The organism is Bacillus sp. ISL-55, assembly GCF_018613155.1.
GTDB lineage: Bacteria > Bacillota > Bacilli > Bacillales > Cytobacillaceae > Mesobacillus.
This window is the reverse complement of the sequence record NZ_JAGGQU010000044.1, coordinates 1-11,784: the sequence shown is the minus strand read 5'-3', so window position 1 is coordinate 11,784 and position 11,784 is coordinate 1. Positions and strand designations below refer to the sequence as shown.

Here is an 11,784-nt window from a genome sequence, read left to right as displayed (position 1 = left end):
TTTTTCACATAGTAAGTAGACGTACCAGGATGTAGAAAAACAAGGCATATCCACATAAAAACAGCTTCCTATATACCGGGAAGCTGTTGCTGTTTACTATAAAGTTCCTAAAGCCTGCTCGGCCTTGCTGATCAGTGTCTTTCCTCGTTCTACAAGTCCTTTGGGGAAAGGAGCATCCTTATCTTCAGGCGATTTAAACTGGTTGAAAGAACCGGAAACCGCTCCGATATTCCCTTCCTCATCAACATCTGTCTGAAATTGATGATCAAGCAAGAAAGGCGTTCCTATCTGGACAAATGTGCCATCATCATCCAACGGACCACCAGTCGACTTGAAGGGAATACGTACATACTGCCGGTCACCATGGTCGTCGTTCATCTTGTAATCGATGTATGCATGGTCATATTCCCACTGACCATTGACATTGAACCCCAGGGGACTAAGCTTCTGCTTCAAATCACCGACAGTGAGCTCTTTTCCGTCTATATTAGATTGAATTGGAATCATAGTTCAAACCTCATTTCATATTGGATTAGTCTTTTAGCTTTTTCCACCAGAAAAAGGATCTCAAACATGCAGCAGCACACCGAAAAAATATCTAATCATTACGAAATGAACGAAAATCACTACATTTACCGCTAAAATCACTACGAAAAAAGGCACAATCACTACGTTTTAAGATATAATCACTTCGAAATCGGTCACAATCACTACTTTTTACAAAAATAGTAAAAAAAGTAGAGACCTTAAATGAGGCCTCTACTTTTCATTTTTATTTATTTAAATGATAAACAACTGATTCATACGGGCGCAGGTTAATTCGCGAAATATCCTCACTTGAATCCGCATAGTTGGAAAGCAGTATTTCAACCTTATATCCATCAGCATCTACCGAATCAGGCAATTCAAAGACTGTGTCTTTTCCATAAAAATTATTCACGACCAGCAGTTTTTCATTTTGTGCGTTCCTAACATATGCAAAAATGTCAGGATGCTCTTCATGGATAAGCTGATAGTCACCATATGTGATGATGTCATACTGTTTTCTCAGTTGAATCAACTTTTTATAGTGATAGAACACTGAGTTTTTATCAGCAAGTGCATTTTCGACATTCACAGTTTGATAATTTCTTGAAGCTTCTATCCATGGGGTGCCGCTTGTAAAACCTGCATGTTTATCGGCATTCCACTGGACAGGTGTTCTCGAGTTATCTCTCGACTTACTTTGCAGGATCTTCAGGATTTCTTCTTTGGACATGCCTTCATCCATTTTGATTTTATAAATATTCAAGGATTCAACATCGCGATAATCCTCAATCCTATCAAAATAAGGATTGGTCATGCCGATTTCTTCTCCCTGGTAGATATATGGAGTCCCCTGCATCATATGGACTGCAGTACCCAGCATTTTTGCTGATTCCAGATGGTATTCACCATCATTACCATATCGGGAGACGACTCTTGGCTGGTCATGGTTGCACCAGAACAAAGCGTTCCAGCCGCCGCCTTTGTGCATTTCCACCTGCCATAAAGACAGAATCCGTTTAAGAGCAAGGAAATCAAAGTCTGCAAGAGTCCATTTATCACCATTTTTATAATCCACTTTTAAATGATGGAAGTTGAAAGTCATGCTTAATTCATGCCGCTCTGGATTCGAGTATTTGATGCAGTTTTCGATTGTTGTGGAAGACATCTCGCCAACCGTCATGCTGTCATACTTGGAAAGAACCTCAGAATTCATTTCCTGCAAATACTCGTGCACTTTCGGTCCATCTGTGTAAAATTTCCTGCCATCTCCCGGCGGTACCGAGCCATCATCATCAGGGAAATTCTGATCCTTTGAAATAAGGTTAATAACATCAAGCCTGAAGCCATCAATGCCTTTCTTGAACCAATAATGCATCATTTCATATACATCATTGCGGAGCTCTTCATTTTCCCAGTTCAAATCGGCCTGGGTCACATCGAACAAATGAAGATAATATTGTCCTGTATCTTCATCATACTCCCAGGCATTCCCGCCGAATTTGGATTCCCAATTAGTCGGAGCACTTCCGTCTTCCTTTGGGTCCTTCCAAATATAATAGTTTCGGTATCGGCTGTCCTTAGACCTCAGGGCATCCTGGAACCACTCATGCTCAGTAGACGAATGGTTCACGACTAAATCCATGATCACCTTGATGCCGCGTGAATGTGATTCCTCAAGCAGTCGGTCGAAGTCTTCCATTGTCCCGTATTCTTCATATATATGATAATAATCTCTAATATCATATCCATTATCACGCTGAGGTGAGTCATAAACAGGCGTTAGCCAGATTATGTCCACTCCCAGCTCCTTCAAATAATCAAGCTTGGCGATAATCCCCTGCAGGTCGCCTGTTCCATTGCCAGTTGTATCATAAAAACTCTTTGGATAAATTTGATAGACAACCGACTTTTTCCACCATGGTTCAGTCATAATAAAACATCCACCTCCATCAGGATTCACTCTCAAGTTGCGATTACGCTTCTTTTTTCTTTCTTGTTTTGGCCATAATGAATGTCAGTACGAATGGTACGACAAGCGCGATTCCCATCCCGATGAAGAAGACTCCCCAGAACTCAGTAAAGATAGACAGGAATGCAGGCAATCCGCCGACACCAATCGAAGGCGCCATTACCCCTCGAAGGGTGATGACAATACCAGCAATTGCAGAACCGATGATCGCCGCGATAAACGGGTATTTGTATCTAAGGTTAACTCCGAACATAGCCGGTTCAGTAATTCCAAGCCAAGCAGAAATGGCTGATGTCAGTGATAAACCTTTGAGTTTTTCATTGTCTTTCTCTGCAAACATCATGGCGAATGCAGCTGAACCTTGTGCGATATTAGATAAAGCGACCATCGGCCATAAGAATGTACCGCCGATTGTACCAATCAATTGCAGATCCACCGCTAAGAATGTATGGTGCATACCTGTGATAACGAGCGGTGCATAAAGGCCGCCATAAATCAATCCGCCAATAGCAGGCACTGCATCAAAAATTCCGACAACACCGTCAGTAATCAAGTTCCCAATTGCAAAAGTAATCGGTCCGATTACGATGAAAGATAAGAAACCTGTTAACAATAAAGCTATTGGTGCAACGGTCAAAAGCTGGAACGCATCAGGAATCCGCTTTCGCAAGAAAATTTCCATTTTCGCCAGGACATAGGAAGCTAACAATACTGGCAAGACCTGACCTTGATAGCCTACTTTCTCAACTGTCAGTCCAAACAAATTCCATGTAGGAATTTCTTTTGCTGCCCCGTAACCCCATGCGTTCAACAAATCGGGATGCACAAGCATGAGTCCCAGAACAATACCAAGAAGCGGGCTTCCGCCGAATTTATTAACCGCACTCCATCCAATCAAACCTGGCAGGAATACAAAGGCTGTATTTGCAATTAAATTAATGATGCTGGCAAAATCGGCCCAGCCGGTATAAACATCAATAAATGCCTGTCCTTCAAAGAAGATGTCCTTTCCAGTCAGGATATTATTAATCCCCATCAACAAACCAGCAGTAACAATCGCCGGCAGGATTGGAATGAAGATATCCGCAAGCGTCTTGATTGCCCTTTGAAGAGGATTCAAGTTTTGAGCTGCTGCATCTTTGATTTCTTCTTTTGAAGCTTCTCCAATTCCGGTAATCGCAACCATTTCTGCGTACACCTTGTCAACAAGCCCCTGTCCAATAACGACCTGGTATTGTCCATTTGCGGAAAAAGATCCTTTTACAAGATCAATATTCTCGAGCTTATCCTTATCTACTTTTCCTTCATCCTTCAAGGCAAAGCGCAGCCTTGTAACACAGTGGGTGGCAGCAGCAATATTTTCTTTGCCGCCAACTGCCTCAACAATTTGCTCAACTGCTTGTCGATTCATATTTACTCTCCTCCTGTTACCGTTTTCATTAACTTTTTAAAAAAATTGCTATAAAATAGAAACTCTTGTATATACATGTTGTTTGTTTACGTTTTCATTTTACTTGTATATACATGAATAGTCAACTATTTTTAATCCTCATTTAAAATTCCCAAAACCATTAATTTCAAACAGCGATTGGACTTGTGTTGCTCTCAGGGCAAAAATTTACCAGTTGCTAGAGATGTTTTGTTCGAAGCAGTGATAGGGTAAAAATAAGAGATATGGAATTTTAGCAGGAAGGGTGTTCGGAAATGTTAGGCACAAAGAAACTTGAAGAAGGGTACAAAAAGTTTGAATCCAAGGCAAAAGAATATATAAAAAAACCTGAGAAAACGGATGTTTTATTAAAGGATGCAGGCAAAAAGGCGGATGATCAAAAAGGGGCACTTTCAGAGATTTGGGACAATCTGCAGCTGCTGTTTGATTTAGTTGGGGCCTGGCGCAGAGGAGAGTATCGAAATATACCGACAAGGTCCATCGTGACCATCATCGCTTCGATTATTTATTTTGTGTCTCCCATCGATTTAGTTCCCGATTTCCTTATTGGGCTTGGAATCGTCGATGATGCGGCCGTAATCGGATTTGTTTTAAAACAAATCAGTATGGACTTGGAAAGATTCCACATTTGGAGGGTGAGTCATCCAGCGGGCAATACGATTATTGAGGATATCCCAGTCGAAAAAGATACGAAAAGGCTGAATTAGCCCGATTTTCAACGGGCTTTTTTATTGGGAAAATTCGAGTTCATCTTATAGTTCAAAAGTGGGCTTTTATGGAATAAACACTTTGTCCTATTCTAATTCAACCTCCCTTTCCGTACTTTATTATAAATAGTAAATTTTTTACAAGGTTTACTATTTTAATGATTCTTAAACAATAAGGGGGATGAATCATGCAAAAACTGTTCATGTTGACCTTTGTACTCTTGCTCGTTTTCTCTGGTTCTGTCATTGCCTCTTCTTCACAAAATCAAAATAGAACTGCCAGCCCAGCAGAGGATTATCGGGCTAAATCCGAAGTAAGCCTGGAAGGGTATCTATGCTGGCAATGCACTAAGTATGTCTACCATAATGGTTACCGGACTTGTGTATCTGGCGTATGGCTCACAACCTGCCCTGTCATGAATTAATAAGATGAACAAAAAGCGCAAGCGCCTCGTTCAGCCCCGACAAGCGCTGGAGAGCCGCCCAATGAAGTCGTTCTTTGACTTCATTGGGCGGTCAAACAAAAAAGGATGCTAAATGTCAGCATCCTTTTTCTTTTATCCTTTTGTTCCCGATGAGATATTCGAGCCTTCAATAAAATATTTTTGGAAAAAGAAGAAAAGCAGAATTACTGGCAGCAGGACCGAAACCGACATTGCCATCAGGTAATGCCATTGTGTCTGGACCGTACCCTTGAAGGTCTGCAATCCAATCTGCAAGGTGTACATACTTTCATCATTGATATAAAGCAGCGGTCCTAACAGGTCGTTCCATGCGCCATTAAATGAGAAAATTGCTACTGTAATCAATGCTGGCTTTGTCAATGGGAGCATAATATGCCACCATATCTGGAGGTGGCCTGCACCATCAAGGACGGCAGCTTCGACCAGTTCATTCGGAATTCCCATCATGAATTGGCGAAGCAGGAAGATGAAAAAGGCACTCCCGAGAAAAGCCGGAACAAGAAGCGGCAGATAGGTGTTCACCCAGCCCAGCTTTGAAAACAGGATATATTGGGGAACCATCGTCACAAATCCCGGGATGAGCATCGTAGAAAGTACCAGGACAAAGAGAGCGTTTCTCCCTTTGAATTTAATTTTTGCAAAGCCATATGCAACCAGTGAATTGACAAGCACACTTCCGATTGTGCCGACTGTTGCAAGAAAAATTGTATTTAATGCCCAACGAGTGAAAGGTGCAGTCTGCCAGGCCTCGATATAATTATTGAAATTGAATTCTTTTGGAAAAAACGTCGGCGGATATTGCGCAATCTCTGCGGGTGATTTAAGCGAAGTGGAAATCATCCACCATAAAGGCATTAATATTAATGTACTGCCGGCAAGCAGCAGCAAGGTCACAAATGAGAGCCTAACATTTTCTCTGAATTTTTTAGTCTCATAAAATTTCGGGGCTGTTGTTGAACTCATTTGCTGTCACCCCCTTCGTAATGCACCCAGCGTTTGCCAAGCTTCATATTCAACACAGTTAAAATCATGACGATGATAAAGAGAATCCAGGCCATGGCTGAAGCATAACCCATATCAAACACTTCAAACGCATTGTTCCACATATGCAAATTATAGAAAAGCAGAGAGTTACCCGGTCCGCCGCTTCCATTCTCCGTCATTACATAAGCTTCCTGGAAGATTTGAAAAGCACCAATCGTACTTGTGATCACATCAAAAAAGATGATTGGTGAAATCATTGGCAGCGTAATATGGTAAAACTTCTGCCACGGTGATGCCCCTTCAATATCTGCTGCTTCATACATCTGAGGCGACACCCCTTGCATGATTGCCAGGTATAAAAGCATTCCCCCGCCTACACTCCACATTTTCATCAATAGCAATGCCGGCTTTGTCCATTCAGGATCAAACAGCCATGCCGGACCGTCAATCCCGAACCAGGCTAACATCGTGTTGACAAGCCCCGTGGATGGACTTAAAAGCTGCATCCAGAGAAAATACACGGCCACACCGGATAAAACAGCCGGCAAATAATAGATTGTTCGGAAAAACTTCATTCCTTTTATCTTTTGATTCAACAGAACGGCTAGTATAATAGCTCCAGCAGTCGTCAATGGAACCGAGAAAATAACATAATAAATAGTATTAAAAAGAGAAGTGCGGAATAAATCGTCCATCGTAAACATGCGTTTATAGTTTTCCAAACCAATGAAATTCATTTTTGAAGTAATATTGTAATCTGTGAAACTTGCGGCCAGACTGAAAAGTAAAGGGCCTAAGGTCAGACCCAGAAACCCAATGATCCACGGTGAAATGAATAAATATCCAGCCAAATTGTCTTTTGCTTTTCTAGTAAGAGCTTTCTTCCGGGCTGCCCCGGCAGTTTTACGACTTCTCATTACTTTAGACCCAGCTTCTGTGTGTGCTAATGTACTATCCGATGACTTCATACCTTCCTGAACCCCCTTGTTGCATTTAACCTCTAGTTTGGTGAATATTCCGACAAAAACAACTTGCATTTTTTCACTTTGGCAGTCATCTAAAATCTTTATTAAAAAGAGAAGGGCGTAATGCGCCTTCTCCTTATGTGATTATTCCTTTTTCATTTTTGCTATATCTTCTTCCGCTTCTTCCAGTGCTTTTTCAGGAGAAGTTTTTCCTAACAGTGCATTGTCGATATGCGGGTTCAATCTGCTATGATAATCAGGATACTCAACTGGCACTGGGAACATCTTTGTTTGTTCCAGGTTTTTGACAGTAGCTTCGTAGACCATCTTATCCGGACCTTCAAGTTCATTAAGGGCTGCCTCAGCTGCTTCAATGTTCGCTACATTGTCATAGTTTTTAACAGACCAATACTTCTGAGCTTCAACATCTGTCAGATACTTAATAAAGTCCATTGCTTCCTCTGGCTGGTTGGCACCTTTCGGAATTTCAACAACGAATCCGCCGCCTTCAGCCCAGTTACCTGAACCCTCTTCTTTGGCAGGGATGGGTGCTACTCCAAAATCGACATCCTGTCCATAGTCTCTTAATTGTGTGTAGAATGTTCCCACATCAACCCACATAGCAACTTTTCCTGCAATGAATGGATTTGCCTGTTCACTTCCGAATTCTGCCTGGAAAGCTTGAACAGTGTTTTCTCCGAGACGTTCCTTCCAATCCACAATCCAATTAAGCGCTTCAATTTTTTCCGGGGTGTTGATTGTCAGTTCTCCATTCTCAATAAAACCCTTGCCGTTATCTGCATTTGTCATCCAGCTGGATGCCCCGACACTGCCCCATAAAGGATAGAATCCAACTCGTTCATAGTTATCGCCATTCTTAATATCTAACTTCTTTGCGTACTCCTCCAGCTCCGCCCAAGTTGCAGGCGGCTTTTCGGGATCAAGTCCCGCTTCCTTGAATGCTGTTTTATTGTAGAAAAGAAGGCGTGTGTCAGTATTGAAAGGGACAGCATAAGACTTTCCGTCATACTCGACAGTTTCCCATAAATGCTGGTGGAATCTTTGCTTGAATGAATCATCTATATATTGGCTTAAGTCCTCTACCTGCTTGTTTTCAGCACGCTGGGCAACTGTATTGATATCGTTGATAATGACATCTGCAGGATTGCCGGCTGCGACCGATGCAAGGTTTTTTGTCCAAATATCGCCCCACGGCAGGAAAGTATGTTTAACAAACACCTTATCCTGGGAATTGTTATAATCATCGATGATTTTTTCTATGATTGGACGGCGTGTTTCTGAACCCCAGAATGTCCAGAAATCGACTACTACCTTTCCGTCTTTCGTTTTTTCCGCTTCAGCCTTCTGCTCACCAGAACAACCAGCCAGCAGGCCAATCAGCAGAACTGCTGTAAAAATGAATGCTAGACCCCTCTTCATAAACCCTTCCTCCTGTATATTCAAGTTGTTTAATAAGTACAAACTTATATTTACCACCTCTGTCAACGAAATAAACTATTTTGTAAGATTTTTATAAAAAATAGTAGTAAAGTTTCATAATAAAAAAACAGATTCAGAATTGAACCTGTTTTTCCATGTCTTCTATCATTGCGACCACCAGTGCTGCCTTACTTTCATCCACTTTATAAACTTTTTGTTCTTTTATTCTTTTAATATATACATTATTTTTACTTATCCATAACTTGCATTTATCCGGCTTTTTTCCATCATATATCAGCAATAAATCATAGGCCCTCTGCGCCTCAGGGGCATCTTTCACTATATTTTGTCCGTTGACCGTTCCATTCATGATCTCGAGCCATCCGGGTTCATCAATGATTGAAATTCCCTTCCTCGTCAGGTTTGAATGGAGATTAAATTGTTCCGGAGAATCAGATTTTGTAAGATACGTAATCACAATTTCGCTTGATGCAAATAACTCAACTGGGGATAAAGCAGCTAACCCTTCCCGAGAAGGGCTTTTGATTTCTGTCAGAAGGTAAGCTGCACAAACCAATATCATCACAATTGTCAGGAGACTGCCGGTCCAATTCCTTGCTATGTAGCCAATGGGCCTATCCGGCCTCCCGGTCTGGATTATTGTATTATAAGTTTTTCGTTTTTGGATTTCAGATCTAGGAATTTGGCTAAGCCTCCTGAAGCTATCTTCAAGTTCAAATGATTTCTTCAATGATTTCCCCTCTTCTCTTTAACTCTTTTTTTAAGGCAGCCATTGCCCTGGAAGTAGTGATTTTCACTTTACCTTCGCTCCAGCCAAGGATCAGTGCGGTTTCCTTAATTGAAAACTCTTTAATTTTCCTTAAAATCAATACCTCCTGGTAGTTGAGCTTCAGTTCTTTGATTCCTTTGTAAAGGATGGATGTCTTCTCCCCTTTTACGATGATTTCGACAGGGGACGGCTGACATGATTCGATGACATACTTATCCAGTGAAAAAAAACGCAGCCGTCTTCTTCTTCTTAAATGGTCAATGGCAATATTTCGTGCAATTTTCACGATCCAAGTGAAAATCTGCGAATCACCGTTGAACTGATGAATATGCTTGTACACTCTTAAAAAAGTTTCCTGGGTTAAATCCTCTGCGACTTCCTTCTTACCGGTCAATAACAGGAGATAGCCATAAACCTTGTCACTATATTCCTCGTAAACCTTTTGGAAATGAATGCTGTAGTGATCGCTCAAAATTCTCCCCCCTTTTTTACAGACAGTTAGACGAACAAGCACAAAAAAAGAATCACTTTTTTTCGGAATATTTATAATTTATTTAAAAATAACAATAATTCACTCTTTTTTCATCGTTCTAATTGACTAACCCGCTGTGAAAATGAGTATCACTAGTGGATCATTACGAAAATCTCAGAAAAAATCCTGGGCAAAAAAAAGAGGCTGTCAACAGTCATCATGACCCGTGTAACAGCCTCTTTCCATTTTTTATTATCGGTAGCATGCGCAGCCGACAATGATTAAGAGGATAAACAGGACAACGATCAAAACAAAACCGCTGCCGTATCCTGCTCCTCCTACGCCGTAACCGCCATATCCACAGCCTCCGCTGTATCCGTACATGATAAAACCTCCTAATGAAGTTTACTTATTTGAAAATTTAGTAACCGAAACCCCAAGAAGCTCCGATTATGATTAAAAGAATGAACAATACTACAAGCAGGGCGAAACCGCCACCATAGCCGCATCCATCAGACATCGTAACAACCTCCTTTTTTTGTGTCCCTATATCCTATTCAGACCGGGACATTTGTGCAATTGAACACCGAAAAAAATACTAGCCCAATTATGAAAAACGCAAGCGCATTGATCAGGACCGAAACGTCTCGAGGAGTTAGGAGCGCAGTAGACAAGCGTCTCGAGGAGCAAGGCACTGGAGCTAGAAACTAATCTAAATGTAGTTAATAAGGATTGCTAAATAACTTGGACATAAAAAAAGAGAACCTTAATTGGTCCTCTTCTTCGCAGATTATGCCTATCCTACTTTTACCTGACTTTCCTGTGTTTCATTTAAAAATTCATATGTAATCAAAGGTTTGACCGGGATTTCCAGCCATCTTGAAACACCATTATTGTTCACTTTCTCCATGTACACTGGTTTGCAATCTTCCAGCAGACACAACCTTAGTGTCTCGAACCCGCTTAATTCCTGTACCGCTTGCTCGATTTCTTTCTTCTCTTCCTCAGTAGCTAGTACTTTCTCTTTTTTAGGCTCTAAAAGGACCACAATCAATTCCTTCCGCATCTGTTTTTCCAGCTCCATCCTTGCGAAAGCCAATTTCTTAAGAGTCCTGTTCAACTGCCACATGCTGATCCCAGCTATTTTTTTATATATCATTTTAAATGCCTCCATTATTCCCCCAACTCTTATTCTAAAAGACAATTCGAATAAACGTAAGATTATATTAGGGTATGGAAAAAATTCCATGGATGTTTTGTCCGAAACAAGTGTGACTTCGGACAAAATCTTGAGCTGGAACCAGTGTTTTGTCTGAACCTGTTGTCACTTCGGACAAAATTCCTGAAAAGGAACCAGTGTTTTGGCCGAACCTGGTGCGACTTCGGACAAATTCTTGAGATGGAGCCGGCCTTTTGGCCGAACCTGATGTGACTTCGGACAAATTCATGAGATGGAGCCGGCCTTTTGTCCGAACCTGGTGTGACTTCGGACAAATTTATGAGACGGAGCCGGCCTTTTGTCCGAACCTGATGTGACTTCGGACAAAATCTTAAGTTAGAACCAGTGTTTTGTCCCAACTTGGTGCGACTTCGGACAAATTCATGAGACGGAGCCGGCCTTTTGGCCGAACCTGGTGCGACTTCGGACAAATTCTTGAGACGGAGACGGCCTTTTTGCCGAACCTGGTGTCACTTCGGACAAATTCTTGAGATGGATCCAGTGTTTTGGCCGAACCTGGTGCGACTTCGGACAAATTCATGAGACGGAGCCGGCCTTTTGTCCGAACCTGGTGCGACTTCGGACAAATTCATGAGACGGAGCCGGCCTTTTGTCCGAACCTGGTGTGACTTCGGACAAATTCTTGAGACGGAGACGGCCTTTTGTCCGAACCTGGTGTGACTTCGGACAAATTCATGAGACGGAGCCGGCCTTTTGTCCGAACCTGGTGCGACTTCGGACAAATTCATGAGACGGAGACGGCCTTTTGTCCGAACCTGGTGTGACTTCGCGATGA

General features: G+C 41.8%; 13 protein-coding genes and 1 pseudogene. 2 read left to right on the top strand and 12 right to left on the bottom strand.

Going from position 1 to position 11,784, the window contains the following annotated elements; all coding sequences use genetic code 11:
• Positions 1–96 precede the first annotated feature (96 nt).
• The 3 genes from J7E32_RS19420 to treP all read right to left on the bottom strand — a co-directional run bounded on the left by J7E32_RS19420 (position 97) and on the right by treP (position 3,908).
• The gene (locus J7E32_RS19420; protein WP_214910851.1) at positions 97–507 is read right to left on the bottom strand and encodes a YugN family protein; all 411 of its coding nucleotides are present in this window, start codon (positions 505–507) and stop codon (positions 97–99) included.
• A 265-nt stretch (positions 508–772) separates the two neighbouring features.
• Complete coding sequence (gene treC / locus J7E32_RS19415; RefSeq protein ID WP_214910849.1) at positions 773–2,458, bottom strand: alpha,alpha-phosphotrehalase; 1,686 nt, start codon at positions 2,456–2,458, stop codon at positions 773–775.
• 43 nt (positions 2,459–2,501) lie between these two features.
• Positions 2,502–3,908, bottom strand: a complete 1,407-nt coding sequence (gene treP / locus J7E32_RS19410) for a PTS system trehalose-specific EIIBC component (protein ID WP_214910847.1) — start codon at positions 3,906–3,908, stop codon at positions 2,502–2,504.
• A gap of 293 nt (positions 3,909–4,201) precedes the next feature.
• On the opposite strand from treP, the gene J7E32_RS19405 reads away from it, so the two are divergent.
• Positions 4,202–4,654, top strand: a complete 453-nt coding sequence (locus J7E32_RS19405; RefSeq protein WP_214910845.1) for a YkvA family protein — start codon at positions 4,202–4,204, stop codon at positions 4,652–4,654.
• A gap of 188 nt (positions 4,655–4,842) precedes the next feature.
• The gene (locus J7E32_RS19400) at positions 4,843–5,079 is read left to right on the top strand and encodes a hypothetical protein (RefSeq protein ID WP_214910843.1); all 237 of its coding nucleotides are present in this window, start codon (positions 4,843–4,845) and stop codon (positions 5,077–5,079) included.
• Between the two features lie 132 nt (positions 5,080–5,211).
• Here the strand turns inward: J7E32_RS19400 and J7E32_RS19395 are convergent, their stop codons facing one another.
• The 9 genes and pseudogenes from J7E32_RS19395 to J7E32_RS19355 all read right to left on the bottom strand — a co-directional run.
• On the bottom strand, positions 5,212–6,081 hold the full coding sequence (locus tag J7E32_RS19395) for a carbohydrate ABC transporter permease (RefSeq protein WP_214910841.1): 870 nt from the start codon (positions 6,079–6,081) through the stop codon (positions 5,212–5,214).
• Positions 6,078–7,019 carry a carbohydrate ABC transporter permease gene (locus J7E32_RS19390; RefSeq protein WP_483297624.1) on the bottom strand — a complete coding sequence of 314 codons (942 nt, stop codon included), beginning with the start codon at positions 7,017–7,019 and terminating at the stop codon, positions 6,078–6,080. Before J7E32_RS19390 ends, J7E32_RS19395 begins: the two co-directional genes overlap by 4 nt.
• A gap of 192 nt (positions 7,020–7,211) precedes the next feature.
• Positions 7,212–8,507 (bottom strand): ABC transporter substrate-binding protein, encoded by a 1,296-nt coding sequence (locus J7E32_RS19385; protein ID WP_214910837.1) that lies wholly within the window; start codon positions 8,505–8,507, stop codon positions 7,212–7,214.
• A gap of 133 nt (positions 8,508–8,640) precedes the next feature.
• Entirely contained in the window at positions 8,641–9,258 is a 618-nt protein-coding gene (locus J7E32_RS19380; RefSeq protein WP_214910835.1) for a hypothetical protein, read from the bottom strand.
• Complete coding sequence (locus tag J7E32_RS19375) at positions 9,242–9,769, bottom strand: RNA polymerase sigma factor (RefSeq protein WP_214910833.1); 528 nt, start codon at positions 9,767–9,769, stop codon at positions 9,242–9,244. Before J7E32_RS19375 ends, J7E32_RS19380 begins: the two co-directional genes overlap by 17 nt.
• A gap of 252 nt (positions 9,770–10,021) precedes the next feature.
• The gene (locus J7E32_RS19370; protein ID WP_192472635.1) at positions 10,022–10,153 is read right to left on the bottom strand and encodes a YjcZ family sporulation protein; all 132 of its coding nucleotides are present in this window, start codon (positions 10,151–10,153) and stop codon (positions 10,022–10,024) included.
• Positions 10,154–10,190: 37 nt separating this feature from the next.
• Entirely contained in the window at positions 10,191–10,289 is a 99-nt protein-coding gene (locus tag J7E32_RS19365; RefSeq protein WP_079508178.1) for a YjcZ family sporulation protein, read from the bottom strand.
• A gap of 276 nt (positions 10,290–10,565) precedes the next feature.
• Positions 10,566–10,928, bottom strand: coding sequence for a hypothetical protein (locus tag J7E32_RS19360; RefSeq protein ID WP_214910831.1), 363 nt, complete (start codon positions 10,926–10,928; stop codon positions 10,566–10,568).
• A gap of 530 nt (positions 10,929–11,458) precedes the next feature.
• Positions 11,459–11,784 (bottom strand): annotated as a pseudogene (locus tag J7E32_RS19355) (hypothetical protein); the annotation flags it as partial.